Here is a 25,153-nt window from a genome sequence, read left to right as displayed (position 1 = left end):
GAAAGTTATCAGTTCAAAGAAGAATCCGAAACTTTCTGCTTCGCAAGTATGGCCCTTACCCAAAAAGAATTCCAGATCACTCGAACAATGATTTTTCCGATCTGAAAGGCAAACAAAACACCCGGAAAAATTCCATACATTCCAGATCCCATTCTTTCCAGACCATAGATTCGATCTGCTTCTAAGTCAGCGGCTGTTTTCAAGGAATTCTTGTAAAAGAAAAGAAACCAACTCGAAATCGAGACGAGTTCCATAGCAAGAAGGAGAAAAATCAAAATTCCGGAAAAGAAGAGAATCCTACGATCCAAGTTCTTATTTAAAATCAGGAGTCCATCAATCAATACAAAGTAAAAAAAGATGGAAGTCGAAAGGATCAGAGCGAGATTTAAATTCCATGGTCCTTCCGTATTCCCGGAAGCACCAATGATTCCTAGAAGGCGATTCATAGAAAGCCCGATCAGATAAGTCAGAAAGGCAAAAACTAAATCTAAGGCGATGATTTTGTCGGCATTTTTCTGAAGGCCGTTTTCTTCTTCGTTTGTTTCGTGATTCATACTCATACGTTCCGCAATTTTACTCTATTTTTTTTCCTACTTTGCTCTTCGATAGAAGACAGACGACTTTTTTTTGAATACTTAGGAATCCCATCCGGCGCGTTTGTGTAGCGTTATTTTTTCCTTTCACTCTCCGAACGGTAACCCGCAAGGAACGACACCAAGTCGTCGGCCGATGGCCCATTGAAAGAATCCTTTGTCTTCCAAGTTTCATCGTGAAAACTATAGCGACCTGGATATAACCAATCCCCAGGTTGCGGTTTGTCTCGTCCAATCTATTCCTCTCACACACTTATTCTTCCATTCGTATGAGTTTCCTTACCGACCCTTAAAAAAAATCGGAAGAATTCATAGAGAGCAAAGTGAATTCGATTTCATAGACCAAGAACGCCTCTATCAGGAGTTTTTTTGAAAAAACTTCGATTCCCAGAATTGCAAATTCTGGGAGTCTCAAAACATCGAATTTTTTCATCGAAAACGAAAATCGAATCCCTCACACTACAAGGAATCTTTTTATTGATTCCTATATCTAGAATGAATATTCCATTTATCGAATCTATAGACAACAAATCGAATTGCGGCCTTAAGATATTGAATTGTGAAAATCTACGACTTGGAATCATTACTGCCAGACCTTTCTTGTATTCCATTCCTATAAATCAAAACTTCTTCGAATTCGTTTACTTGATTCGAAATACGATTGAATTTCGGAAAAAATAAATTCAGGCCAGTCGGACAGACTTTTGGTCGAGGGCGAAACAAATCCTAAAAGAAAATGCGCAGTACATCTCTTTCCATTCTTACAAAACCCAATGATCCTAAGAAGCACGTTATTCTTTCTTTGCCGTATTACACGAAGTTAAAAACGGTGATGATCTTCTCCGCAAAAGGAGGTTATCGAAAAGTGAATACGATTTTCTTCGCCGGAGTTCGAAAACCTTGTCGAATACCCTTTTAGAAAAACTAAAATCCGAAGCTTGAAAACCACTCCACCTCGATCGCATTGCTGAAAACGAATCAACTTACTGACGTGAAATGCATTCAAAGAAAGGTACCAAAAGAAATTGGAGAATGAAATTTCTCCTTGAAGTAAGAAGTCCGTTGTCACGAGGAGCCATCCCTTTTTCTTTTCGTTCTTAGAATCTCCAGAAGAACCTGTCGGAAATACGACGAGGCGTTCGTGAAAGTTGCGCGCCCCGCCCTTAATTTCGGGTGGAGGGGTGGGAGGCGGAAAAACTCGGCGGACTTTTCTATATCATAAAACCGGCATTTAGCAAGGAAAAAGTTTCCTTCCCCTTTCGTAGGAATTCCTACAAAGCTTCTTTCGAGGATCGTACCCCTCAAAACTTGATCTTCGATTCGAATCCGAAGTTTTTCTAACGCGAAACTTTTTTCAGAATAGAAAAAGAACTTCTCAATTTCGAAACCATTCATCGAAAAACATTCAAACGAATGGACGCCCACTTTCAACCGGAATGATTCACACTCAGAATTCTAAAATCACTGATCTTTTTTAAAACTCGAAACGCATCTTTTTGTCTTAGAATATCCAGGACCTGATTCATCGCAATGGCGTAAGCGCTTTCTTTTTGAGCTTCTTTGTCTAAATCACAATGTTCTTTGTAAAGGTGTTCATCGAACGGCCCCGAATCGGAAGAACCCTTTTCAGAGGAGTTCAAACTCCGGAAACAAACAAAGCCGTTGTATGCCCAAGTGGACGGGCTTTCCCTCAGTTTACGAATTTGATCGGGAGAATCATAGTATCTTGGAGACTTGGAGGCAAATTCCTTCAAGGATTTCTCAAAGTGCTCTATGGAATTGAGACAAAGCAAACTGGAGTCGATCGCAAACGTATAGAAGGTTTCGTTCGGGTGTTCTTTGGAGAATTTTTCAATTTCGGTAAGGGCAAAATTGGCCAATCTCTGCACATCAAACATTAGATTCAATCCTGCTTATAAAGTCTTATCTTCTCTACAAGCAACGATCTATTTTTTGATTCTTTTTCGAATTAGATATTGTATTTTTTAATATCGGTGGCGATCCGATCGTTGATTTGGTGCTTTGCACATTCAATCACAACGCGAATCGCACTTTGAACCGCCAACGCGTTAGACGATCCATGTCCGATCAGACATACTCCGTCCACTCCCAACAAAAGCGCGCCGCCGTATTCGGCGTAGTCGAGACGTTTTTTAATCGCGGCAAAAGTCGGCTTGAGCAGTAAAGCGCCGGTCTGGGCGAGGCTGGATTGTTTGATACTTTCCCTTAAAACGTTGAAGATGGACTTGGAAAGACCTTCCGTCGCTTTGAGAACGATGTTTCCCGTAAAGCCGTCGCAGACGACAACGTCCACGTCCTTACCGCTTCCATAGAGATCCCTTCCTTCCACGTTACCTACGAAATTCAAAGGAAGTTTTTTAATCATTTCAAAAGCTTTTAAGGAAACCGTATTCCCTTTTTTGTCCTCTTCCCCATTGGAAAGAATTCCCACTTTCGGATTAGAAATATTGAATATAAGTTTAGAATAAATTTCACCCATCACGGCGAACTGCGCGAGATAATCTGGCTTACAATCCACGTTAGCTCCCGCGTCCAACAAAAGCATCGGGGGGCCGTTTTCTTGTGGAATCGGCGCGGCGATCGGAGGACGTAAAACACCAGGGACTCTTCCCAGATACAAAAGCGCAGACGCCATCGTAGCGCCCGTGTTTCCGGGAGAGAACATTCCAACGCAGGTTTTATCAGCAACGAGTTGTGTGGCTTGAACGACGGAAGAATCCTGAAGTGTGCGCACGGCAATGGACGGAGAATCATTCATATCGATGATTTCCGATGCGTGTTGGATTCTTACTTTGTTTGTATCGTAATCGAACTTGAGGAGGATCTCCCCAATCTCTTCTTCTCTGCCGACCAAGACGACATGAGCCCCATCCTGGTTAACGGCATTTACGGCGCCTTCAATAATCTTCTCCGGCCCGTAATCGCCGCTCATTACATCGACGGCGACCCACATCATAGGAGTTAATTATCTTCTTTCGCCTTCTTGACTTTCGGCTCTAAAACGATTCCGGTTTTATAGAACCCGCATGTTGGGCAAATTCTATGAGGGAGTCTGTAAGAATTACAATTAGGACAAGGAACCAAATTTGGTTTTCCGATGGCATGATGGGCCCGTTTTGTCCTTACTTTTGATTTCGATTTGCGTCTTTTGGGAACTGCCATTGATTTCCTCTTGGGAAAATGAATTGTTAAACTATAATTTTTTGAGGCTGGTATTCCTCAACCATTATTTCATTCCATCGATAAGAATGAAGACTCTTTTAGCGGTAAAATCCGACCACCTTTCAAAAAACGTTTTGAAATGGACCGCAGATTCCAATCAGAAACCTAAGACCGGTCTCGTTGCGAATCAGATTTTAGGAAGCCGAAAGAGAATCCATGAATTCCACCGCTTCTTTCCTTTTTCCGTACAACGAAGAACGATTGAAAACGAGTCGAGCGGAAGATTCTAAAATTATGTCCAATTCCTTGAGTCCGTTTGCCTTTAGAGTTCCGCCTGTCGAAACGAGATCCACGATACAATCGGAAAGACCGACTAACGGCGCCAATTCGATACTACCGTAGAGTTTGAAAATCTCGCAGGACAAACCTTTATGAAAGAAAAATTCTCTCGCGAGGTTCGGATATTTCGTGGCGACTCGAATTTTTCGATGACGGGCTTCCAAGGTAAAACCCTCAGGCGCCGCAAGAGAAAGTCTACACTTTCCGATTTTTAAATCCAGTGGGGTCGCGAGGTCGTAGCCGCCTTCTTTTAAGACGTCCCAGCCGCTGATACCCGCGTCCGCGGCACATTGTTCCACGTAAGTCGCCACGTCTTGCGATCGCACGAGAAGAATTCGGATTCTTCCCAATGGATCGTTGTAAATCAGTTCTTTGGAGTTGGGATCGGGTTTCGAAGAAAGCCAGCCTCTGGAGATCATCAGATCGATGCTCTCCTCAGCGAGTCTTCCTTTTGGCAAGGCCAGAGTAAGCATTAGCCTTTCTGGTTGAGTTGAACGAGTAGAAAAGTTGCGTATTGTTTTACGGTGTTGTAATCCGAAGCGGGGGTTTTGATATCTTGATCCAAAACTTTTTTTAAAGATTGAATCGCCTCCGGTTTTTTACCGTTCTTAGCTTGGAGTCTTCCGGTTTGATACAAACTCCATGCAAGAAAGCCGTTCGCTTCTCTTGTGTTCGCGAGGAGATTTGCGGCTGTGCTGTAATTCGTTTCCGCCGAAACGAGATTCCCTTCTCTCTCACGAAGATTTCCCGCCAAATAGAAGTAATACGCCTTTACTTCAGTCGGTTCGTCGATCTTCTTACCGGCCCATTCTAATTTGTCTGCGGCTTTTTGAAATTCTCCGTTCCTCGCATAAAGGTCGGAAAGAATTTTTGCAAGTCTGAGTTCGAGTTTTTTGGAAGAATACTGAGAGGAAACTTCTTCGTAAGCCTGAATCTTTTCTTTCAAATCGATCGCAGGATTGAGACGAAATTTTTTGTCTAACGCTTCGAGGGCGATGGTTCCTTTCTCGAATTGGGATTCCTGGTATTGAACGTAAGTAACGATCGCAAGGATGATTGCGAGAATCACCCCTGCCCCGATCAGAACTTCTTTGATATGAGTCGCGACAGATCTGAAAAATTTTATCAGAACCAGCTCGAGCTTACTTCCTTGGAAGTCCGCATAAGGATCTACTTTGACTTCTTTTGCGGTCTGACCGACTTCGTACCGTTTCATCCTTTCGTCCTTAACTTTGGATTCTTATCTCAGAGAAGTGTTTAGGAAACTTCCTAAACTTTCACGAGAAGGAGTATCGGAAGTTTTGAGGTATTTTGACATCTCTTCTCTTTCGAGCGCTTTGTCGAAATCCTTGATGGATAAGGAGATTTTCTTATTCTTCACATCCACTTTGATGACTGCGGTTTTTACGATTTCATCCGGCTTGTAAACTTCCAGTATGTTCGTTTCTCTTCCGTTCGGAACTTCAGAGATATGAACGAGTCCTTCGATACCGGGAGCCACTTCCACAAAGATTCCGAATTCTTTGATGGACTTGATCTTTCCTTCTACGATGGTTCCGATCGGATGTTCGTTGCGGAAAATTTCGTATGGGTTTTCCAGGAGTTGTTTCAGACCACAAGAGATTCTTTGCGCATCTAAATTCACGTCCAGGATCATATACTTCACGGTGTCGCCTTTCTTCAGTTGCGAAGTCGGGTTGGAAGCCTTTTCGTCCCAAGTGATATCACTGATGTGGATCAAACCTTCGATACCGTTTTCCACTTCTACGAAAGCTCCGTATTTAGTGATTCCGGTGATTACACCTTCGAGGATATTTCCTCTGCGAATTTCAGGACCGAGTTGATCCCAAGGATTCGGTTGAAGTTGTTTCAGTCCGAGAGAAAGTCTTCTGCTTTTGAAATCGATATCCAAAATCAGAGCTTCTACTTCTTGGCCTTTTTTTAAGATGTCTTTTGGTTGAGGAGGTTTTTTAGCCCAGGCAAGTTCTGAAGTGTGAATCAGACCTTCCAAACCTTCTTTCAATTCTACGAACGCTCCGAACTTCGTAAGAGAAGTTACCGTTCCGCGGATGACCATTTCTTTTTCCAAAGAACGTTCCGCCCAGACCCAAGGATCTTCGTAGAGTTGTTTCAGACCTAACGCGAGTTTGTTGTTTTCCTTGTCGAGTTCGAGAACGACGAGTTCCACTTCTTGTCCGATCTGAAAGTATTGTTTGAACGGTGCGTATTTTTTGTAAGAGATATCTCTCTGACGAAGAAGTCCGGTTACTCCGTCCACTTCGCAGAAAACTCCGAAAGAAGCGATCTTGCTTACTGTGGAAGTAACTTTATCGCCAACTTTGAGTTTGAGAAGAAGAGCGTCCCATTTTTCCTCGTTCACTTCATCCAGAAGTTTCTTTCTGGAGACTACCCCGGAACGAGTGCGGTCATTGAGTTCGATGATTTTGAACTCAAGTTCCTTGTTTTTGAAGGTTTCCCCTTCTTTGAATTTATAGCTGAGTTGAGAAGCGGGAAGAAAAAGATCCACACCTTCCACATTGACGATATAACCTTTGCCTTTGATTTCATTTACCAAACGGCCGGTAACTTGATAGCTGTTTTTAAAAGCTTCTTTGACGATTTCCCAACCCTTTCTTTGGTCGGCTTCTTTCTTGGAAAGAATACATCCGGAATCCTGGGATTCCTTTCTTTTTACGATTGCAGAGACATAATTTCCGCGTTCCGGAGTTTCATCGAAATCTCCTCTTGGAATACGGCCTTCTTGTTTGAGCCCTTCGATTGCCACATAAACGTAGTCGTTGTCAACAGAGACGATTTTTCCTTCAACGACTTGATCTTTCCGGAGTTCCGGTTCTTCGTGTATTGATTGTTCCCACTGTTTGAATACTTCTGCAAAAGTGGACTTCTCTTCCTTGTTTGTCATGGGGCGTAGGTTACTCGGCTAAAATGGTAGTCTGGGATCCGCTGGATGTCGGGGGTCATCGATCCAGAATCTCGAGGATCTTGCTAATTACACTATTTTTGGAGAGTATATCAGTGTCAATCAGGATTGCGTCCTTTGCCTGATAGAGAGGTGCGATATCCCTTTCCATATCCGATTTATCACGAAGAATGATCTCTCTTTCGATCTCATTTTGATCGGCAGAAATTCCCTGTTCTTTCAATTGAAGAGTTCGTCTTTCGGCGCGAACTTTCGAAGAAGCGGTAAGGTAGAATTTAAACTTTGCGTCCGGAAAAACTTCGGTCCCGATATCTCTTCCGTCCATGAGAAGTTTATGAAGTTTTGCTAGAGAATGGAGTTCCTTGTTCACAAAATCCCGATAGATCCGTTTGTTCGCGATGTGTTTGATTTCTCTCGTGATTTCCGGAGTTCGGATCGCAAGAGAAACGTCTTCTCCGTTTAACAGAATTCGATTTTCGTTTCCTGCGGAGAATTCACAGAGAATATGCGCGTGAGTGATCGAAGTTTCCGCCTCATTCGTTTTCACCCATTCGGAGAATTCTCCTGCGTTAGGCGTCTTTTCGTGGAGACGAACCAAATAAAGAGTAAGCGCCCGGTAAAAGGCGCCGGTATCCAAGTAATTGAATCCGATCTTTTCGGCGATTTGTCTGGCGACGGTGCTTTTTCCGGAACCGGCGGGACCGTCGAGTGCGATCACGTTCTCATTCATACAAACAATCCTTGAGAAGGGTTTCAAATCCGGGAAAGGAAGTTTCGATCCATGAGGTTTCGTCGATCTCCAGAGCGAAACCGGAAAGAGCTTTTAGAATCAGAAAGCTCATCGCGATTCGATGATCCATAAAGGAAAGAATGGGGACTTTTTTTCCGGACGACAATGTATTCCAAACCTCGTGCGATTTCTTAGAGGTTCCGTCTAACGCGTATCCGTCCTGAAATTCTTCCACATCGATTCCGAGCGCGCGGAAATTGGAAACCATCGTATGAATTCGGTCCGATTCCTTTGCTCGTAATTCCTCTGCGTGGTTGATTTCAAAACCGCCTTCCGCAAAAAGACCGGCGACCGAAAGAATCGGAATCTCGTCGATGATCGAAGGAATCAACTCTTCCGGAATATTCGCTTTTTTTAAAGTAGATGGATAGGTTCTCAGATCGCCTACCGGTTCCCCGCATTCGATTCTTTGATTTTCGATTTCTATTTTTGCGCCCATCAGCTTGAGCGCGGTCAAGATCCCCGTTCTCGCAGGATTGAGCCCGATATTTTGAATCAGAAGAGTTCCTTCTTTTGCCAATACTCCGAGGACTAAAAAGAACGCCGCTGAGGAAATATCACCCGGCACCTTAAATTCTCCCCCGTTCAAAAGATAGGGAGGAGAAATTTTAAAATGCAGTGAAGAAAGATATTCGATCTTATTTCCCAGAAACCGAAACATATTTTCCGTGTGGTCTCGAGATAGTATGTTTTCTGAATATTCCAATTCCGTTTCAGATGCAATCGCCGCGAGCATCAGACAGGATTTGATCTGCGCGCTCGCGATCGGACTTTCGTATCGAAAGGAGGCGAGTTTTCTTCCCTGGATTTTGAGCGGCGCGGTTTCCTTTTCTCCGAGTCCTACGATGGAAGCTCCCATGGCAGTGAGAGGTTTAATGATTCTTCCCATAGGACGTTTTTTTAGAGAATCGTCCCCCGTAAGGATCGCATCCACGCCCGGGAGGCCGCAGATCAAACCTGCAGAAAGACGAATCCCTGTTCCCGCGTTTCCGAAGTCCAGCCCTACGTTAGGCGAAACGAGCCGATCCTTGCCTGGACTTTCGAACTCGTATTCGCCCGCTTTGACCTTTTTTACGACAAGACCGAGTTTGTTGAAGGCGGACATCGTATTCAAAGGATCTTCCGCTTCTAAAAAACCGGTGACCTTGGATTTCCCTTTGGAAAGGGCCGCGAACAAGACGGAACGATGGGAAAGGGATTTGTCTCCGGGAACTCGAATTTCCTTGGACTTGAGTTTAGCGTTTCTTGGGATCATCCTGGTTCTTCAAAATATAATCTCTGGATTTGCGGGAGGTCTCCATAAACTTTTCCCATTCCTGCGGATTCAGTGTGTTTTTTGGATTCAATTTTTCTAATATAATATCGAGTCGATCGCGAAAATCCAAAAGGGAACGATAAATCTCTTCCTGATTGGAATTAAAAATGGCCGCCCACATTTTCGGATTGGAACCCGCAATCCTCGTCATATCGCGAAACCCTCCTCCGTTCAACGGGATCGGAGAAAGATCGGTGTATTGTTTTACGATCTTTTGATTGGCCGCCCAGTCGGACATGATCGAAGAAAGTATATGGGGAGAATGGGATAAATAGGAAAGAATCGAATCGTGTTCGACGGCGGGAATTTCGATCACATCCATTCCGATCGACCTCCAAAAAAACTCCAGTTTTTCTTTAGTCTCTGGTCTTGCATTTTTGGGAGAAGTAAGAATACAAAGTCTTCCTTCGTAAAGGGATACGTTCGCGGACTCGAGTCCTGATTCTTCTGAGCCGCACATTGGATGCGAAGAAACATAATTATGGGAACTTTGAAAACGCGCTTCCACAGCGTGGATGATTTCTTTTTTTGTCGATCCGACGTCGGTAATAATTCCGGAATAATCCAGAGGAAGTTCGGAGATCAACTTTACCGTAAGATCGACCGGAACTCCGAATATGATAAAATCATAATCTTTCCATTGTTTGGAAGAATGAAACTCCTCCGAAGTCAAAACCGTATCTGCGGATTTCAGGAGCTCCCCCAGCTTTTTGCTCTTGAGAGAGCTGACTACGCCGGTTACGTTAATGGAGACTCCTTTTTTTTTGAGAGCAAGGGACAGAGAAGCGCCCATTAGTCCCAAACCGTAGATAAGAATATTAGAATATTCTGTTTTCACAGGATTTGAGGAGACATCGGATACGAACCGAGCACCCTTAGAAAGATGGTATTTTCCTTCAGACTCGAAAGAACTTTTTGAATGGATTCGTCCTTCTGATGACCGTTAAAATCGATAAAGAAATTGTATTCCCAAGAATTTCTTCTCGTAGGTCTGGATTCTATCTTAGTCAAATTCAGCTGATGATCAAAGAAAGGTTTTAAAACACGGTACAAAGCTCCCGGCTTATCGGGACAAGAAAATACAACGGATGTTTTGTCGTTTCCTGTCGGGGGACACTGATTTTTTCCGATGATCAAAAAGCGGGTCGTGTTGTCCGCGAGATCCTCTATGGATTCTCGAATCAAACTGAGGCCGTAGATTTCCGCGGCGATCGAGGACGCGATTGCGGCGCATCCTTCTTTTTTTTCGGCGACGATCTGTGCGGCTTTTGCAGTGGAAGAAGTTTCCACAATTTCCACGTGAGGAAGATTTGCGGCGATCCAGTTCTTACACTGAGAGTTTGCGATCTTGATTCCGTAGAGAGTTTTGATCTTGGAAAGATCGTGTTCGAATCCGAGAAGGCTGATGCTGATTCTTAAATAATGTTCCGAGTAGATGAGAAGATCCGAAACCAAAAACTGATCGAGCGTGGAGTTGACAAGACCTTCGCTCGAGTTTTCCACAGGAACCACTCCGTAGTCGATCTTATCGGTTTCCACCGCGCGAAAGACGTCGGGAATCGAATTGAATTCTAATGCTTTGATCGAAGCTCCAAAACGGGTGCGAACGGCTTGATTCGAAAAAGAACCCGCAGGTCCGAGATATCCGACTTCCAATCCTTTCTCGACCGAGATGGAACCGGACATGATCTCGCGATAGATCGCGACAAGAACCTTGTCCGGAAGAGGTCCTCCGCTCAGAGACTTTATCTTTTCGTAAACTTCTTTCTCACGATCAGGACGAAAGACGGGTTCGTTTCTCTCTTTTTTGATCTCGCCGATCTTGGACGCAAATTCCGCCCGGGCTTGAATCGCTTTTACGATCTCTTTGTCTAAGGAATCGATCTGATCCCGAAAGGTTTTTAGTTTTTGATCCAGGTCACTCATTTTCGAGTAGATCATCCAAGTTTTCGAATTTCAGCTCTTTGACTTCCACGGGAGCCGGAAGATCCGATAGTTTATTCAATCCAAAATGAATCAAGAATTCTTTCGTGGTTCCGTAAAGCGCCGGTCTTCCGGGGACTTCTTTGTTACCGATCGGTTTGATGAGTTTTTTGGAAATGAGGGAGGTTACCATAGCCCGAGAAGAAACTCCTCGGATCTCGTCGATCTCAGGAAGTGTGATCGGTTGTTTGTATGCGATGATGGCGAGAGTATCCAAACTGGAACGGGAAAGTTGCTCTCTTCTTTTTTCTTTGAAGATGTTTCCTAAGATTTCCGAAAAGTTTTCGTTTGTCACGAACTGATAGGCGCCACCGATTTCTTTCAAAAGAAAACCGCCGTTCTTTTCGGAATAATCCAGAACGAGTTCGTCTAGGATTTCTCTGGCTTCCGTTTTTTCGATTCCTGCTGACTTGGCGACGCTCGCCAGTTTTAAAGGTTCACCGGAAACAAAAAGTAATGCTTCAATCAATCCTTTGAGTGTTGCTCTGTCCCGTTCCACTGTCCCTCTATCAGAAATAAACGGATTTCACCGAAAAGCTTATGTTGCTTTGCCCGGAGAATCCTCTGCTTACTTAGTTCCAGCAATGCCAGAAAAGTGGCAACGATTTCTGCTTTTTCCGGATGTTCCTTCTCGAATAATTCCGGGAAAGAGACTTCCTTTTTTTCACGAAGGGAAGCGAGAATTTTTTCCATTTTTTCTTCAACGGTAAATCGATGAGGAGTCGTCAGGAGTGCGGGAATTTCCGCTTCGTCCACTTTCGATTCTAAGATTTCGTTGAATGCGGAAATCAATTCCAAAAGAGAAACGTCGAGCCAGTTCTCGTCGTCATCCAATGTAACGTTCGATTCTCTTCTAAAAACTCCCGCCTGAGTCAGATCGATGTCCGAAAGTCTTTTGGCGGTGAGTTGGAATTTTTTATGTTCTAAAAGTTTTTCTACAAGTTCGGGGGGAAGCGGAGGTTCGTAGTCTTCTTCTTCAAATCCTGGATCCGGCAAAAGCGCCTTGGATTTAAGATAAATCAGATTGGCCGCCATCAGCGCGTATTCCGCGCTGAGTTCCAAGGAAAGAGTCTCTGAAATTCGCAGGAAACTTAAAAAATCCCGGGTGATGCGAGAGAGAGAAACATCAAAGATGTCCACTTTGTAACTTTCAATCAAATTCCAAAGGACTGACAGAGGACCTTCTGACAAGCCTCCCTCGGAATTGTTCCATTGAACTACAAAGGACTTACCGGATTCTTCATTCTCCATTCAAAGACAGTTCCTTAGGAATTGAGAGCTTTGTCCGCCGCCTGTTGAAGTCTTTCGGGTGAAAACGGTTTTACAACGAAGTCCTTTACTCCCATCTTAATGGCTTTGGCTAAAAGGTCTTCTTGTCCGAGTGCGGTAACCATGATGATTCTCGCTTTCGCATCCAACTTGAATATTTCCTGAGCGGCTTCGATTCCGTCTTTTTCACGCATGGTAATGTCCATCGTTACTAAATCCGGTTTCAAAGACTTATACTGCTCGACTGCAATATTTCCGTTTTCAGCTTCCCCAACGATCTCGTGACCTGTTTGGGTGAGCGCATCCTTTACCATGGTTCTCATGAATTTGGCATCATCCACAACGAGAATTCTGGCCATATTAAATTCCTCTCTCTTTCAAAATGATTTGGATCCTATTGATGATTTCAGTAACAGGCTCGATATATTCGACGCCTCCCATTTCAACAGCCTGACGGTTCATTCCATAAATTACGGAAGTTTGTTCGTCCTGCGCGATCGTAGAACCTCCGGCTTCTCGGACTTTTACCATAGCCGCAGATCCGTCCTTGCCCATTCCGGTCATGATCACACCGATGAGGCCGCTCTTGTATTCTTCAACCGCGCTGTTTAGGAGAACTTCAATGGAAGGTCTGTGTCCATTTACAGGAGCTTCCCTGTTCAGGGCAATCCATTTCCTCCCAGCGCGCGATTGAATCGAAAGATGCGAGTCTCCCGGTGCGACGTAACCGGTTCCCGCTTCGATCGGTTCTCCATCTTCCGCTTCTTTCACTTTGATCTTGGCGTGATCGTTGAGTCTCATCGCAAATGCTTTTGTAAAACCCGCGGGCATATGTTGAACGACAAGAATGGGAAGAGAAATGTCCTCCGGAATTCTCGAAAAGACTTCCTGAAGAGCGCGAGGACCACCTGTGGACGTTCCGATGCAAATCGCGTGGACGGGAGATTTTTTTGCGGAGGTAGCGCCGGAAGGAATCGTTGAGATCGGAACTTTTTTGAGTCCTGCATGACTAGGAATTTGAACCTTACTTTCGAAGTACGCGAGAATCTTCGCCTTGAGAATGTTTCCGATTTCTTCCGGATCGAATTGAAACGCGCTCGAAGGTTTCGGAACAAAGTCGATTGCACCGTATTCCAATGCTTTGAACGTAGCCTCGGCTCCGTTCTGAGTCAGAACCGAAAGCATGATCACGGGAATACCGATCTTCTTTTTTTGAAGTTCGCTAAGAGCAGTGAGTCCGTCCATGACGGGCATTTCCACATCAAGAATGATGATATCGGGATGTAATTTTTCCGCGAGTTCGATACAATCCACACCGGTCTTACCGGTGGCGACGACTGCAATCTTCGAATCTTTTTGGATCTGATCGGAGATGATATTTCTCACTAAGAGAGAATCGTCCACAATGACCGCGCGAACCGGGCTGGGTATCATTTGAATCAGAACCTCGGAAGCAACTCGATCAGTTCGTCGAAATCCGGAAGAAAGAGGAGAACTCCCAAAAGATCATTCCCCTCGTGATTGAACTCGGTAAGCATACTTAAGAATTTTGTTCTTTCCGGTTTTACGACGTCCAAAACCTGCATAAAGGTTCCTTCTAAGAATTCAGGAACAGAAGGCATCACCGTTGCTTTCGCTTTGTTCGAGATGGAGTTCATGACGGAAGAACAGACGATGTTTGAGATTTCGCTCAAGACAGACTTTGCGTCGTCGTTCAGACCTTCGCCGGGAATCGGTTCCGAACCGAGGAGTTCCCGTGCGAGATTGCCCGCGTTTTCACGAGAGAACATCATGAGAAGGTTTCCGTTGAGATCGCCGTTCATGCGGATTTTTAACCCGTAGAAATGATCTTCTGAAAAACGAATCTCTTCCGCGAGACCGTCCCGATCGTTCATGTTGATTTCCGGAATAAAAAGATCGATGTTCTTTTTCAAAAGTTGGGAAAGAACCATACCGGCATTCATCATTCCGGTGTTGACCACATTCTCCAATTTTTTGAGTTCTTCTTTGGAAAGTGCGCCCTTGAAATCTTTAGAAGGAGCGACTGACATCGTTCTTTCCTTTTTCTGGGTTAAAAAACTGTCGATGATCGCTTTTGCGCGTTTTTGTTCTTCCGCACTCGCAGACTGATCGAGGGCGATGTCCGTGATATGAGAACGGTATTCGTCTTCCGAAGAAACGAACGGTTTTTTCGGAGCGGACGGAGGATCGGAAGAATACGAAGTGATCGTAGGTGGCGTCGGAGTCGAAGGAGAATCCGGACTACTCGAAGGCGGGATCTGTCTTTCGATCGGGGCTTTCATTTCCACGCTGAGAGCCGCGGCCAATTCTTTCTCTTCGCGATAGACTTCTTCTTTTTCCACGACGACACGTTTGGTATCGCGCGATCTTTCGGTCTTTTTCTTTTTCAGACGTTCCCGATTCGTAATCTCGTGAAGTTTGTGATTGTAGACGTTCGTAGGATTCGTCGTTTTTTGAATATAAAGTTCTTCTTCCCGATCCGCGGAATGAATCGAACTGATTCTTTGCATCGTCTCGAGATGGTAGTGAACGACCGCGTCCGAATCTTCGAGTTCGGAAGCGATTTCCACGATCCCAGGAATGTCCAGGACCATGATGATCGTTCCGTCACCCATGATGGAAGCGCCCGTAAGGCCGTGGACGTTTTTAAAATTCTTCTCGAGGGATTTGATGACGGTCTCGTGTTTGCCGACAAGTTCATCGACCATAAAGCCCAGCTTTCTTCCCTTGTATTGAACGATGACCACTGGAAATTCTTCACGATCGGTTTTATCCTGAAGTCCGATGATTCGATTGAGTCTGTAAATCGGAAGGACTTCACCGCGAAGGTTGATGATCTCGTTTCCTTCGAGAGTCGTGATCTGATCGTTGTGAATCTTGATCGTCTCGTTGACTTCCGAAAGAGGAAACGCATAAACTTCTTCTTCCATAAGAACGAGGATGGAAGGAATGATCGCGAGCGCTTGCGGGAAAGAAAGAACAAAGGAAGTCCCCTGTCCTTTCGCGCTGTTGATAAGAATCTTACCTTTGAATTCCTGAATGAGATTGTTGACGACGTTCATACCGACGCCGCGACCGGAGATGTCCGTGATCTTATCGGCGGTGGAGAATCCGGCTTGGAAGATGAACTGAAAGATATCCTGTTCCGTAAGATTGCCGGCTTCGGTGGCACCGATCAGACCTTTTTCGATCGCCTTGCGAAGAATTTTGTCGGAGTCCAGACCGCGTCCATCGTCTCGGATCTCGACCATAATATTGCTACCACCTTGGTAGGCATTGAGTTCCACCGTACCGACCTCGGACTTACCGGCGGCCAATCGTTCCGCAGGAGTTTCGATCCCATGATCCACGGAATTACGAAGAAGGTGGAGCAAGGGTTCGCCTAACGCGTCGATGACTTTTTTGTCGAGTTCGGTGGATTCTCCGTTCAGAACCAGGTTCACTTTTTTACCGGTCTCCAGAGAAAGATCCCTGACGAGTCTGGAGAATCTTCTGAAGACGGTCGAAATCTGAACCATACGAATGTTCATGATTCCCGATTGAAGTTCTTTGGAAATACGATTGATCAGATCGATTCTGGATTTGAGATCGCTGAACAACTGATCTTCACCGAAGATACGAACCAGGTCGTCGTAGATCCTCTGAAAACCGGAGTTTGTGATGATCAACTCCCCTACGTTGTTCATGAGTTGATCCAGTTTATCGGAAGAGACCTTAATACTTTTTAATGTAACTCTGGATTCGGACGCCGCCATGTCGTCGTCCATCTTGAAACTAGAAACCGCGGTTTCTTCCTGAACGTCCGGAACGTATTCCTGAACGTCGAGGAATTCCACCATATCGACGTTAGCCGCATGACGGACCTGTTCGATCGATTCGGAGGTTAAGAATAAAATTGCGATCGAAGTAACGTCGATTCCTTTCTCCAATTCTTCTAAATCGGGAACGGATTTGTAGACGACTCCTAAATTTTTTAAGTTCTGAAGAATCAAAGAAAAACGAAGCCCTTTCATCGGAGAATCTTTTCCCAAGGATACGGAAATCTTCAGACATTTTCCCGATTTGCGAATCTCGTCTTCGAGTTCTCTGGCTTCTTCCGCCTCCAACTGAATGTCGAGAGTATGGAGAGAATTTCCTTTCGCAACGGGCGCCGAAGTCGGAGCAACTGCGGGAGCGGGAGTTTCCGAAACCGGAGTCGGTTGTTTTGTTTCTTCAACCGGAGAAGGAGTCGCCGGTGGTTTGGAAACGCTATTGAAAGACGCGGGATCTTTTTCGTAGACGTCCAATTTTTGAATCATCTCCGTAAACGGAGTATCGATTTTTTTTCCTTCCGCGACGTTACGAATCACGAACTTGATCAAATCAAAACACTGAAAGAGAAGATTTACGAGAGGAAGTTTAACGTCTATTTTACCGTCTCTCGCAAGTTGAAGAAGATTCTCCATTTTATGAGAAAGATCGGAAAGATTATAAAGACCGACGAAGGCGGCGGAACTTTTCAAAGAATGGGCCGCGCGGAAAATATCGTTGATGATCGAAAGATTCTTATGATCCGCTTCTAATCGGAGAAGATTCGCGTTTAGTTCTTCGATTTGATCTTCGGATTCCTCTAAGAAGAGTTCCGTGTATTCACCGAGAATTCCAGCCATTAGTTTGCCTCCTGTTCAAAGTGGATCAGGACGGAAAGGTTCAAATTGAGGATCAGAGTGTTGTCCGCCTGGCTGACAGATTCGATCAAGGAACTATAATTGAGAGTCAAGTCGTCGGTCGCTTGGCTGATTTTTTCCTGTTGAATTTTCACTACTTGTTTCACAGTATCTACGAGAATTCCCGCGCGTTTTTCTTCGTGCACGACGACGATGATCCGAGTAGAAGGAATGATTTCACTGTAACCGATTCCGAAAACTTGTTTCAGATCTAATATCGGAATGATCTCTCCCCTAAGATTAATCACTCCCAAAATATAATCTTCCCCGTTCGGAATTCTTGTGATCGGAACCGGTTTTAAGATCTCGTGAATCTTTAAAATATCGATTCCGAAAATCTCCTGTTCCACGTTGAACGTTAAATATTCTTTTTGGGTCTCCGTGGTTTTTTCCGCTTCCAAGGATTCTATGTATTGTCGGTTATCAAATGAGGCCATGATTGTTTACCAGATGGTTCTCCATGCAAAATCCAGGATCAATATATAAAACAGACTGCGATTTGTTTTTCAAGAAATTTCGAAAGAATGAAATCTCTAAACCTAAAAATTCTTCACCGTATTTGGAAATAGACAGTATTTTACCGTTTTTTCAGACGATTTGATAGATTTTTTTCTCCGTTATGACGCGACCCACTCTTATGTCGTGCTCTTCCTTTTCAAAGTGCGCCGGAAAGAGTTCCTCGTAGGTAAGTCCGATCAATTTTTTCGGATCCACTTCGTAAAGAGTTCTGTCATAAAACCCCGCCCCACGTCCAAGACGGTAGCCGAGATCATCATAACCTAACGCCGGTACGACAATTAAGTCGGCTTCGTGGAAATCCAATGTTTTCGTTCCCTTCGGTTCAGAAATTCCGAAAGGACCGGATTCCCAAGTTTCCGGGAGAAGAAACTCTAATTTTTGATCCATCATCTTCGGGAAATAAATTTCCTTATCCGGAGAATTCCATCCGAGCTCGTTCGGATCCACTTTGACCTCCCATTTATCGGGAGAATACGCGATGATCTTTTTTGCGTCGGCGGTGATTTCCTTCAAGAGCAGAAGGATTTCTCGATCTTTCTGTTCCCTTTCTTCCATGAGGGTAAGAAGTGTTCGAAGTGCGTTTCGGGACTGTAGTTTCAAAGGAGAGTTTCTAAAAGGTCAATTTTCCAAGAGGGAAGAATCAAAGATCGCCGATGATTCCTTCTTCCAACATCGTAATCAGCTTGCGAGTTTTCTCTTCGATTTCGCCCGTCCCCGTAGGAAGCGGAGAAGAGGAATCGTTTTTGGTTTCTTTCACTTGTTGGAGCTCATCCGCAAAATTGAGTGCGGCTAAGATTGCTAATTTCTGCCGAGATGCACCGGGCATCCCTGCTCCCAATTCTCTCAGTTTGCGATCGACCTGATCGGCAAGATTTTGGATATAGTCTTCACCCGTTTCGCCGAGGATCGTATATTCCTCACCGAGGATTCTTACTTTTACCCTACGGGGCTCCATGGACCAACTCAGGATTTAGGATCGTCTTCGATGATCAGAAAGTCATCGTCTTCGTCTGCGTCAAAAACGCTGATCGCGTCGTCATCATCTTCGATAATAATGTCGTCGTCATCGTCTCCGGAAGCAAGAGGAGAAAAATCCTCTACGGCTTCGTCGTCTTCGGAAATTTCGATAACGTCTTCGTCCTTTTCAGGAACTTCCGTAATCAGAGAAATATCGTCGTCTTCTTCATCGAGGAGAATGATTTCGTCGTCTTCGCCGAATTCGTCTTCTGCGGAAGCGCTTTCCTTAACGACGTTAGACGCCGTAGCGGCGGTGGCCGCGGCTACGGTCGTGGCGGCCGCAATTGGCGCCGCGCTGGAAGAAGAGGGTGCCGATGAGGAAGAAGCGGTCGCTCCCCCGCTCGCAGGAATGGAATCCAATCTGCCCAAGAGTTGATTGATCTTTCCTTCGAGTTTTTGTTCTCTTTCTTTGAGTTCGCTGAGTTCTGTGGTAGTTTTTTGAAGTTGTGCACGGAGAGAGGAAAGTTCTTTTTCCTTTTCTTCCATCGCCAGTTTCATCTGGTCATTTTCTGCACGCAGAGTTTCGTTTTCGGATTCTAAGCGACCATTCTCAGCACGAAGATCACTGATGAGTTCTAGGGCCTTTATGACCTTGCTTTCTAATTCTTCAATGGTCTCAATAGTGAGCATACCTGATTCTCCTTAAAAAACGTTCTCTGAAAACAGAAAAAGCCCTGTAAACTTACAGGGCTGACGATTCTGGTCAAGCAGGATTGATTATCCGGCTACTTTGATTTTCTCAACCAGGGCGTTAAAAACTTCCCGGTCGCTAAAAGCCAGCTCTGCAAGGGATTTGCGATTCATGTCAATTCCCAGTTTCTTAAGGGAATTCATGAATACGGAATAAGACAAACCATTTTCTCTTGCGGCCGCGTTAATTCTGATAATCCAGAGTTTACGAAAATCTCTTTTCTTCGCCTTGCGGTCGCGATAGGCCCACTGGCCCGCTTTCATTACCGCACTTTTTGCCGTTCTGTAAAGTTTAGAACGAGCTCCGCGGAATCCTTTGGCGTCCTTCAGGACTCTTCTTCTTCTATTTTTGTGGATTGTTCCGTTGACTGCTCTAGGCATTATCTTACTCCGTAAGGCATTAATCTGACGATGGATTTCCAGTCAGAATTGTTGACCAGGGTCAAACCGCGAAGACGTCTTCTTCTCTTCGGTCCTTTTTTGGTCAAGATGTGACGGGTATTCATACTCTTGCGTTTGATTTTGTTGTTCTTTGTGAACTTGAAACGCTTTGCGGCGGCTCTGTTCGTCTTCAACTTGGGCATCTTCTCTACCTTCGATCCTATTTCCGGAAATTATTTCGGATTAATAATTACAACGATCTGCTTACCGTCTTGAATCGGGTCTCTTTCCGCGGAACCGAATTCTTTCAGATCTTCTACCATTCTATAAACAACTTTCATCCCGAGGTCGGAGTGCATCATCTCCCTTCCGCGAAACCGGAGACTTACTTTTACTTTGTCTCCCTTGCTCAGAAACTCTTGTGCGTGTTTCTTTTTGATATCGTAATCATGACTTTCGATCCGAGGACGAATCTTAATTTCTTTTACGTTGATTACGTGTTGTTTTTTCTTAGCTTCTTTACTCTTTTTGAGTAACTCGAATTTATACTTACCGTAGTCGATGATCTTGCAAACATGAACTTCTTGATCTCCGGAAACTTCCACGAGATCTAAATTTTCTTCCCGTGCTTTTCGAAGCGCCTCATCGAAAGTGACGATTTCGACTCCGTCATCCGAAACCAAACGGACCCTGGATACACCAGTGATCTTCTCATTGATCCTGTGGTTGAAAAGCTTATCAGTTGCTGACTTTTGACTCGGTTTCCTCTGCATTCATTCTCCGGCTAGATTTCCAAGATTTTATTCTTAGGCCTGTTTTCAAGCGATTTTTGACTCTATTTCGGGTGAATTGGGCTTTATTTCAAGGAGATTTTCGAAAAGAAGGCATTCTACGAAAAATTCCCGGCTGATCTCCTGTGAGTTCTGCGGAAACTGCCCCTGGGGAAGTCCGATTTATTCGTTCGGAAAGTTTTTAGAGGTTTGTCTCTTTGTAATTTGGGAGAATGGGAGTTCCCACACGGGCTTCGGGTCGAAACGATTTCGAGGCAGAGGTGACCGCAGGAAACTTTTAGAAAGTGTGAGTTCCTACTTTTTTCTTCACCAAGAATCTCCTCTCGCAAAACGGAAAAGAAAACGAAAAAGTAGGAACTCACACGTTTCCGTTTCAAGTAAGAACCTCTCTAGAAAAGGAATTCCGTTCGGATATTCAAGGGATTCTTAGAAACGTCTGCCTCCGAATTCTTCCATCAAAATGTTTTGTTAGAAAAATCAGCGAAAGGCCGACTTCTCGAATTCTCTGTCCCAAAACATTCTTCTTTTTTGCAATGGATTGAATGCAAATTCTTTTGTTAGAAGCTCGCTTTCCAAGATCCACCTAAGCTTTGTAAAACGATCCTTGTTCTCTCCAGAAACATTCTGCGATCCCAAATGACCTGAATCGCAAGAACTTCTTTCGGAATTACGAGGATCTCCTATAAAACGAAATCCCCACTTCTTGCCTTACAACTTGTTACGAATCAGCTCGCCTTGATTTCCTCTAAGAGATTGGAAATAAAACCGGAACGGGTTAGAGTTTTGGTTTCTTCCTGACCAAGTTTCCGAACCGCGATCGTTCCCGATTCCAACTCTTTTTCTCCTAAGACGAGAAGATAGTTGGCCTTTTTCAGAATAGAATCTCGAATCTTAGCGCCGATCTTTTCGTTTCTCGTATCCAATTCCACTCGGATCCCCGCATCGACTAACTCGCGATAGACTTCTTTCGCGTAGTCGGTTACCTTTTCGGTGACCGTCAAAATTCTTACCTGGTTTGGAGATATCCAGAGAGGAAATTTTCCTTCGTAGTGTTCGATCAAAATCCCGATGAATCTTTCCAAAGAACCGTAGATCGCTCTGTGAATCATAACCGGTCTTTTTTTCTGACCGTCGCTATCCGTATAATCCAGATCGAATCGTTCGGGCATGGAAAAATCGACCTGGATCGTTCCGCACTGCCAGAGCCTTCCGATCGAATCCTTGATGTTGAATTCGATTTTTGGTCCGTAAAAAGCGCCTTCTCCTTCTTTGATCGCGTATGGAATTCCTTTTTTCTCTAAAGATGCTTTGAGGCTGTTCGTTGCATATTCCCAGTCCTCGTCTCTGCCTTGCGACTTCTCGGGTCTTGTCGCGATGAAGGTCTTAAATTCCGAAAATCCAAATTTCTTATATACGGTAAACGTAAAGTCGATGATATCCATCACTTCGGATTCTAAGAATTCGAGAGGCGCATAGATATGAGAATCGTCTTGTGTGAAAGCCCTCACTCTAAAAAGTCCATGGAGAACTCCGTGTAACTCGTGACGATGTACACTTCCGAATTCCGCAAAACGAAGAGGAAGTTCGCGATAAGAATGAAGATGGTGTTTGTAGATGAGAGAACATCCCGGACAGTTCATCGGCTTGAGAGCGTAGTCTTCCTCGTCGATATCCGTGAAATACATGTTCTCGTGAAAGTTATCCCAGTGACCCGATTTTTTCCAGAGCTCGGAGGAAAGAACCGCGGGAGTTTTGATTTCTTGATAACCCCTTTTGTTACATTCTCCTCTGAGATATTCCGCAAGCGCGTTCCAGAGAATCGTTCCTTTCGGATGCCAGAACGGAAATCCGGGGCCTTCTTTCTGAAAAGAAAAAAGATCCATCTCTTTTCCGATCTTTCTGTGATCTCTCTTCTTCGCTTCTTCGATCTGAAAGAGATACTGATCCAATTCTTTTTTGGAAGGAAATGCGACCCCGTAGATCCGAGTGAGCATCGCATTGTCTTTGTTCGCCTTCCAATACGCGCCCGAAATTGCGGTCAGTTTAAACGACTTCAATACTCCCGAATTCGGAACGTGCGGTCCAAGGCAAAGATCGAACCATTCTCCCATTCCGTAGATGGAAACGTTCTCTCCGGGAATTTGTCCCACGAGTTCGATCTTATAGTTTTCCCCGAGCTTTTCGAACGTTTCGACGGCTTCTTTTTTCGAGACGACCTTTCTCCAAACGGTATGATCGGCTTTTACGATCTTCTCCATCTCGGCTTCGATTTTAGGAAGGTCTTCCGGAGTAAGAACGGTTCCACCGAAGTCGATGTCGTAATAAAAAAATCCGGGACCACTCTCAATGACGGGGCCGACCGTGAGTTTCGCATTCTTATATAAAGTCTGAACCGCCATTCCTAATAAGTGCGCGGCGGAATGTTGAAAGGTTTCCCATCCGTCTTTTTCCGAATAAGTCAATACTTCGATCGTTGCGTCCGCTGTTACCGTTCGGGATAAGTCCTGGATATCCGTGCCGCCCAGTCGTACAGCGAGCGCTTTGTTTTTTAAGAACGGTAATTCTTTTTCGATGAAGTCACGAAAGGTAGAACCTTCGGCGATTTCCTTAACGGATTGATCGGGCAGTGTAAGCCTATACATTCTTTTATTATCCAGGAACTAAATTGAGGTTTCCCCCTTTTCCATTCGCGAAAATCGGACATATTTTTCAACCGATTTGCATTTGTGGGGGAAAAACCTTGACTATGCCCGAACCCGTATCGACGCTGTAAGAGATGAAAGCGTTCTTGGTTCTCGATAATGGTACGGTCATCGAGGGAGAATCCTTCGGTTATGAAGCGGAATCCGTCGGTGAGGTTGTCTTCAACACTTCCTTGGCGGGCTATCAAGAGATCCTAACGGATCCATCCTACTGCAATCAGATCATCACCCTCACCTATCCGATGATCGGAAATTACGGAATTCATCCGGACAATATGGAATCTTCCAAGATTCAGGCGAGCGGCTTGATCGTAAAAGAATACGTCGATCGACCTTCGAATTATAAATCCCAAAAAACACTCTCTCAATTCTTAAAAGAATACAAGGTTCCCGGAATCCAAGGAATCGATACGAGAAAGTTGACCCGTTTTATAAGAACGAACGGATCGCCGAACGGTGGAATTTTTATCGCACCAGAATATTCTCCTTCCTTTTTGGAAAAGGTTAAATCCTTTCCTGGAATCATCAACGCCGACCTTGCGAAGGTCGTAACGACTTCCAGCAAATATATCTTCGGAACTCATACGGGAAAAAAATACAAACTCGCGGTCTACGACTACGGAGTGAAGACCAATATTCTTCGCCTTCTCGACGCGAGCGGCTTTGCGGTGACCGTCTATCCTGCGCTAACGAAAGCGGAGGATATTATGAAGGAAGGAACGGACGCATTCTTTCTTTCCAACGGTCCGGGAGATCCCGCACCCTTGGATTATGCGATCGAAGCGACGAAGAAGATCATGGAAAAAGGATATCCTCTTTTTGGGATCTGCCTCGGTCATCAGATCATCGGACTTTCTCTCGGAAAAAAAACCGAGAAGATGAAGTTCGGACACAGAGGCGGAAATCAACCGGTTCAGGATCTATCGACAAGAAAAGTGGAGATCACATCGCAAAATCACGGTTTTGCGGTGATCGACGATCACAATGTGGAAGAACCCGTATCCTTTCTCAATCTAAACGACAACACAGTGGAAGGAATTCTAAAATCAGGTTATCCTTTACTCACGGTGCAGTATCACCCGGAAAGCGCGCCAGGACCGAACGATTCCCGATATCTCTTTCAGAAATTTTACGATCTCGTTGAAACTACAAAAAAAGGTGTATAACATGGCAGAATTTCCGCAACTTCCCGATCGAATTCTTGGACTCCCAGTGGGAAAAGATTTTTCAGTAGAAGCGTTGGTAAAAGACGTATGGAATCCGGAAACGGACGATCTTTTCCCGCCGAAAAACTTCCTCGGCCTTGGATACGGCGTAAACTTCTACGCGATCGCAAGAAAGACCGGAATTCTCTAAGATTTCGAAAAACTCGTTCTAAGAATTGCGATCTAAATCTTTAGAGCGAGTTTGATTTTCAAAACCTCCCCCGTTTCCTCTCAAAAATTCCTTTAAACGATTTAGGAAAGTCTCGCCAGTTTTGTAGGAGTTCCTACAAAACGAAGGCAGGAAAGATTCTTGCCAGAATTATGATTTTGTGATAGAGAAAAGTCGCTCGATTTTCTCCCGCGAACCCGCCTCCTCCACCCAAGATCAGGGTGGGGCGCGCGCGTTTCACGGAAGAGCTTGTCGGAACTACGACGACTCTTCGGATTTCGTTCTGATAATGTAAGATTTCAGAATATACAAAATTCGAAATATAATTTGGGCGATCCGCTCGGGGATTTCCTATTAAAAAAGCGAGCGGCCGCGCTTTCCGCTCCAATTCACGCCGCGAGATCTTACAAAAGGGATTCATTCTCTATTAAAGCCGATCATATCTCCGACCCGCATGAATTTCCGCTTCAATCGCTATCGCGGGGAATCCGTAAATATCCTCAGATAAAAGAAGAAAATAATTCTCCCAAAAGAATCCA

At 44.6% G+C, this 25,153-nt stretch carries 27 protein-coding genes; 3 read left to right on the top strand and 24 right to left on the bottom strand.

The features are described from left to right. Window positions 1-8 precede the first annotated feature (8 nt). Complete coding sequence (locus DLM75_RS17340) at window positions 9-554, bottom strand: hypothetical protein (RefSeq protein ID WP_118969767.1); 546 nt, start codon at window positions 552-554, stop codon at window positions 9-11. A gap of 775 nt (window positions 555-1,329) precedes the next feature. On the opposite strand from DLM75_RS17340, the gene DLM75_RS24140 reads away from it, so the two are divergent. Further along, window positions 1,330-1,512 (top strand): hypothetical protein, encoded by a 183-nt coding sequence (locus DLM75_RS24140; RefSeq protein ID WP_147456655.1) that lies wholly within the window; start codon window positions 1,330-1,332, stop codon window positions 1,510-1,512. 508 nt (window positions 1,513-2,020) lie between these two features. Here DLM75_RS24140 and DLM75_RS17320 read toward each other — a convergent pair. The 23 genes from DLM75_RS17320 to thrS form a co-directional block, all read right to left on the bottom strand. Then, entirely contained in the window at window positions 2,021-2,491 is a 471-nt protein-coding gene (locus DLM75_RS17320) for a hypothetical protein (protein ID WP_118969763.1), read from the bottom strand. 71 nt (window positions 2,492-2,562) lie between these two features. Continuing rightward, window positions 2,563-3,570, bottom strand: a complete 1,008-nt coding sequence (gene plsX, locus DLM75_RS17315; protein WP_118969762.1) for a phosphate acyltransferase PlsX — start codon at window positions 3,568-3,570, stop codon at window positions 2,563-2,565. Window positions 3,571-3,575: 5 nt separating this feature from the next. Next, entirely contained in the window at window positions 3,576-3,776 is a 201-nt protein-coding gene (gene rpmF / locus DLM75_RS17310; protein ID WP_069606605.1) for a 50S ribosomal protein L32, read from the bottom strand. A gap of 194 nt (window positions 3,777-3,970) precedes the next feature. Further along, window positions 3,971-4,588 (bottom strand): ATP phosphoribosyltransferase, encoded by a 618-nt coding sequence (gene hisG, locus DLM75_RS17300; RefSeq protein WP_118969760.1) that lies wholly within the window; start codon window positions 4,586-4,588, stop codon window positions 3,971-3,973. After that, a complete protein-coding gene (locus DLM75_RS17295) occupies window positions 4,588-5,331 on the bottom strand; it encodes a tetratricopeptide repeat protein (RefSeq protein ID WP_118969759.1) in 744 nt (247 codons plus the stop codon). Before DLM75_RS17295 ends, hisG begins: the two co-directional genes overlap by 1 nt. 24 nt (window positions 5,332-5,355) lie before the next feature. Beyond that, window positions 5,356-7,038 carry a 30S ribosomal protein S1 gene (locus tag DLM75_RS17290; RefSeq protein WP_118969758.1) on the bottom strand — a complete coding sequence of 561 codons (1,683 nt, stop codon included), beginning with the start codon at window positions 7,036-7,038 and terminating at the stop codon, window positions 5,356-5,358. 55 nt (window positions 7,039-7,093) lie between these two features. Then, entirely contained in the window at window positions 7,094-7,786 is a 693-nt protein-coding gene (cmk, locus tag DLM75_RS17285) for a (d)CMP kinase (RefSeq protein ID WP_118969757.1), read from the bottom strand. Next, window positions 7,779-9,101, bottom strand: coding sequence for a 3-phosphoshikimate 1-carboxyvinyltransferase (gene aroA, locus DLM75_RS17280; RefSeq protein WP_118969756.1), 1,323 nt, complete (start codon window positions 9,099-9,101; stop codon window positions 7,779-7,781). The genes cmk and aroA overlap by 8 nt, the downstream gene beginning before the upstream one ends. After that, window positions 9,082-9,999, bottom strand: a complete 918-nt coding sequence (locus DLM75_RS17275; RefSeq protein ID WP_118969755.1) for a prephenate dehydrogenase — start codon at window positions 9,997-9,999, stop codon at window positions 9,082-9,084. Before DLM75_RS17275 ends, aroA begins: the two co-directional genes overlap by 20 nt. Beyond that, on the bottom strand, window positions 9,996-11,087 hold the full coding sequence (gene pheA, locus DLM75_RS17270; protein WP_118969918.1) for a prephenate dehydratase: 1,092 nt from the start codon (window positions 11,085-11,087) through the stop codon (window positions 9,996-9,998). Before pheA ends, DLM75_RS17275 begins: the two co-directional genes overlap by 4 nt. Further along, window positions 11,080-11,643, bottom strand: coding sequence for an SMC-Scp complex subunit ScpB (gene scpB, locus DLM75_RS17265; RefSeq protein ID WP_118969754.1), 564 nt, complete (start codon window positions 11,641-11,643; stop codon window positions 11,080-11,082). The genes pheA and scpB overlap by 8 nt, the downstream gene beginning before the upstream one ends. After that, the gene (locus tag DLM75_RS17260; RefSeq protein ID WP_118969753.1) at window positions 11,610-12,395 is read right to left on the bottom strand and encodes a segregation and condensation protein A; all 786 of its coding nucleotides are present in this window, start codon (window positions 12,393-12,395) and stop codon (window positions 11,610-11,612) included. The genes scpB and DLM75_RS17260 overlap by 34 nt, the downstream gene beginning before the upstream one ends. 14 nt (window positions 12,396-12,409) lie before the next feature. Next, complete coding sequence (locus DLM75_RS17255) at window positions 12,410-12,772, bottom strand: response regulator (protein WP_004458304.1); 363 nt, start codon at window positions 12,770-12,772, stop codon at window positions 12,410-12,412. Between the two features lies 1 nt (window position 12,773). Further along, window positions 12,774-13,847 carry a protein-glutamate methylesterase/protein-glutamine glutaminase gene (locus tag DLM75_RS17250; protein ID WP_118969752.1) on the bottom strand — a complete coding sequence of 358 codons (1,074 nt, stop codon included), beginning with the start codon at window positions 13,845-13,847 and terminating at the stop codon, window positions 12,774-12,776. A gap of 5 nt (window positions 13,848-13,852) precedes the next feature. Next, the gene (locus DLM75_RS17245) at window positions 13,853-17,083 is read right to left on the bottom strand and encodes a chemotaxis protein CheW (RefSeq protein WP_118969751.1); all 3,231 of its coding nucleotides are present in this window, start codon (window positions 17,081-17,083) and stop codon (window positions 13,853-13,855) included. Then, window positions 17,083-17,577 (bottom strand): chemotaxis protein CheW, encoded by a 495-nt coding sequence (locus DLM75_RS17240; RefSeq protein ID WP_118969750.1) that lies wholly within the window; start codon window positions 17,575-17,577, stop codon window positions 17,083-17,085. Before DLM75_RS17240 ends, DLM75_RS17245 begins: the two co-directional genes overlap by 1 nt. A gap of 151 nt (window positions 17,578-17,728) precedes the next feature. Further along, complete coding sequence (locus tag DLM75_RS17235; protein ID WP_118969749.1) at window positions 17,729-18,259, bottom strand: 5-formyltetrahydrofolate cyclo-ligase; 531 nt, start codon at window positions 18,257-18,259, stop codon at window positions 17,729-17,731. Between the two features lie 40 nt (window positions 18,260-18,299). Continuing rightward, a complete protein-coding gene (locus DLM75_RS17230; RefSeq protein ID WP_118969748.1) occupies window positions 18,300-18,614 on the bottom strand; it encodes a cell division protein ZapA in 315 nt (104 codons plus the stop codon). A gap of 8 nt (window positions 18,615-18,622) precedes the next feature. Beyond that, on the bottom strand, window positions 18,623-19,306 hold the full coding sequence (locus DLM75_RS17225; protein ID WP_118969747.1) for a coiled-coil domain-containing protein: 684 nt from the start codon (window positions 19,304-19,306) through the stop codon (window positions 18,623-18,625). Between the two features lie 87 nt (window positions 19,307-19,393). After that, on the bottom strand, window positions 19,394-19,747 hold the full coding sequence (rplT, locus tag DLM75_RS17220; protein ID WP_069606590.1) for a 50S ribosomal protein L20: 354 nt from the start codon (window positions 19,745-19,747) through the stop codon (window positions 19,394-19,396). Then, window positions 19,747-19,950 carry a 50S ribosomal protein L35 gene (rpmI, locus tag DLM75_RS17215; RefSeq protein WP_002765180.1) on the bottom strand — a complete coding sequence of 68 codons (204 nt, stop codon included), beginning with the start codon at window positions 19,948-19,950 and terminating at the stop codon, window positions 19,747-19,749. Before rpmI ends, rplT begins: the two co-directional genes overlap by 1 nt. A 30-nt stretch (window positions 19,951-19,980) precedes the next feature. Beyond that, window positions 19,981-20,520, bottom strand: a complete 540-nt coding sequence (gene infC / locus DLM75_RS17210; protein ID WP_118969746.1) for a translation initiation factor IF-3 — start codon at window positions 20,518-20,520, stop codon at window positions 19,981-19,983. Between the two features lie 743 nt (window positions 20,521-21,263). Beyond that, window positions 21,264-23,180, bottom strand: coding sequence for a threonine--tRNA ligase (thrS, locus tag DLM75_RS17200; protein ID WP_118969744.1), 1,917 nt, complete (start codon window positions 23,178-23,180; stop codon window positions 21,264-21,266). Window positions 23,181-23,314: 134 nt separating this feature from the next. Between thrS and carA the strand changes: the two genes are divergently transcribed. Both carA and DLM75_RS17190 read left to right on the top strand, forming a co-directional pair. Next, window positions 23,315-24,406 carry a glutamine-hydrolyzing carbamoyl-phosphate synthase small subunit gene (carA, locus tag DLM75_RS17195; protein ID WP_118969743.1) on the top strand — a complete coding sequence of 364 codons (1,092 nt, stop codon included), beginning with the start codon at window positions 23,315-23,317 and terminating at the stop codon, window positions 24,404-24,406. Between the two features lies 1 nt (window position 24,407). After that, complete coding sequence (locus DLM75_RS17190) at window positions 24,408-24,596, top strand: hypothetical protein (protein WP_069606587.1); 189 nt, start codon at window positions 24,408-24,410, stop codon at window positions 24,594-24,596. Window positions 24,597-25,153 lie beyond the last annotated feature (557 nt).

Source organism: Leptospira stimsonii (genome assembly GCF_003545885.1).
Lineage (GTDB): Bacteria > Spirochaetota > Leptospiria > Leptospirales > Leptospiraceae > Leptospira > Leptospira stimsonii.
This window is presented reverse-complemented; position numbering and strand designations above follow the sequence as displayed.

What these genes read in the sequence shown, in the direction of transcription:
- DLM75_RS17340 (WP_118969767.1), bottom strand. Translation starts at nt 554, where the DNA reads ATGAATCACGAAACAAACGAAGAAGAAAACGGCCTTCAGAAAAATGCC.
- DLM75_RS24140 (WP_147456655.1), top strand. Translation starts at nt 1,330, where the DNA reads ATGCGCAGTACATCTCTTTCCATTCTTACAAAACCCAATGATCCTAAG.
- DLM75_RS17320 (WP_118969763.1), bottom strand. Translation starts at nt 2,491, where the DNA reads ATGTTTGATGTGCAGAGATTGGCCAATTTTGCCCTTACCGAAATTGAA.
- plsX (WP_118969762.1), bottom strand. Translation starts at nt 3,570, where the DNA reads ATGATGTGGGTCGCCGTCGATGTAATGAGCGGCGATTACGGGCCGGAG.
- rpmF (WP_069606605.1), bottom strand. Translation starts at nt 3,776, where the DNA reads ATGGCAGTTCCCAAAAGACGCAAATCGAAATCAAAAGTAAGGACAAAA.
- hisG (WP_118969760.1), bottom strand. Translation starts at nt 4,588, where the DNA reads ATGCTTACTCTGGCCTTGCCAAAAGGAAGACTCGCTGAGGAGAGCATC.
- DLM75_RS17295 (WP_118969759.1), bottom strand. Translation starts at nt 5,331, where the DNA reads ATGAAACGGTACGAAGTCGGTCAGACCGCAAAAGAAGTCAAAGTAGAT.
- DLM75_RS17290 (WP_118969758.1), bottom strand. Translation starts at nt 7,038, where the DNA reads ATGACAAACAAGGAAGAGAAGTCCACTTTTGCAGAAGTATTCAAACAG.
- cmk (WP_118969757.1), bottom strand. Translation starts at nt 7,786, where the DNA reads ATGAATGAGAACGTGATCGCACTCGACGGTCCCGCCGGTTCCGGAAAA.
- aroA (WP_118969756.1), bottom strand. Translation starts at nt 9,101, where the DNA reads ATGATCCCAAGAAACGCTAAACTCAAGTCCAAGGAAATTCGAGTTCCC.
- pheA (WP_118969918.1), bottom strand. Translation starts at nt 11,087, where the DNA reads ATGAGTGACCTGGATCAAAAACTAAAAACCTTTCGGGATCAGATCGAT.
- DLM75_RS17260 (WP_118969753.1), bottom strand. Translation starts at nt 12,395, where the DNA reads ATGGAGAATGAAGAATCCGGTAAGTCCTTTGTAGTTCAATGGAACAAT.
- DLM75_RS17255 (WP_004458304.1), bottom strand. Translation starts at nt 12,772, where the DNA reads ATGGCCAGAATTCTCGTTGTGGATGATGCCAAATTCATGAGAACCATG.
- DLM75_RS17250 (WP_118969752.1), bottom strand. Translation starts at nt 13,847, where the DNA reads ATGATACCCAGCCCGGTTCGCGCGGTCATTGTGGACGATTCTCTCTTA.
- DLM75_RS17245 (WP_118969751.1), bottom strand. Translation starts at nt 17,083, where the DNA reads ATGGCTGGAATTCTCGGTGAATACACGGAACTCTTCTTAGAGGAATCC.
- DLM75_RS17240 (WP_118969750.1), bottom strand. Translation starts at nt 17,577, where the DNA reads ATGGCCTCATTTGATAACCGACAATACATAGAATCCTTGGAAGCGGAA.
- DLM75_RS17230 (WP_118969748.1), bottom strand. Translation starts at nt 18,614, where the DNA reads ATGGAGCCCCGTAGGGTAAAAGTAAGAATCCTCGGTGAGGAATATACG.
- DLM75_RS17225 (WP_118969747.1), bottom strand. Translation starts at nt 19,306, where the DNA reads ATGCTCACTATTGAGACCATTGAAGAATTAGAAAGCAAGGTCATAAAG.
- rplT (WP_069606590.1), bottom strand. Translation starts at nt 19,747, where the DNA reads ATGCCTAGAGCAGTCAACGGAACAATCCACAAAAATAGAAGAAGAAGA.
- rpmI (WP_002765180.1), bottom strand. Translation starts at nt 19,950, where the DNA reads ATGCCCAAGTTGAAGACGAACAGAGCCGCCGCAAAGCGTTTCAAGTTC.
- infC (WP_118969746.1), bottom strand. Translation starts at nt 20,520, where the DNA reads ATGCAGAGGAAACCGAGTCAAAAGTCAGCAACTGATAAGCTTTTCAAC.
- thrS (WP_118969744.1), bottom strand. Translation starts at nt 23,180, where the DNA reads ATGTATAGGCTTACACTGCCCGATCAATCCGTTAAGGAAATCGCCGAA.
- carA (WP_118969743.1), top strand. Translation starts at nt 23,315, where the DNA reads ATGAAAGCGTTCTTGGTTCTCGATAATGGTACGGTCATCGAGGGAGAA.
- DLM75_RS17190 (WP_069606587.1), top strand. Translation starts at nt 24,408, where the DNA reads ATGGCAGAATTTCCGCAACTTCCCGATCGAATTCTTGGACTCCCAGTG.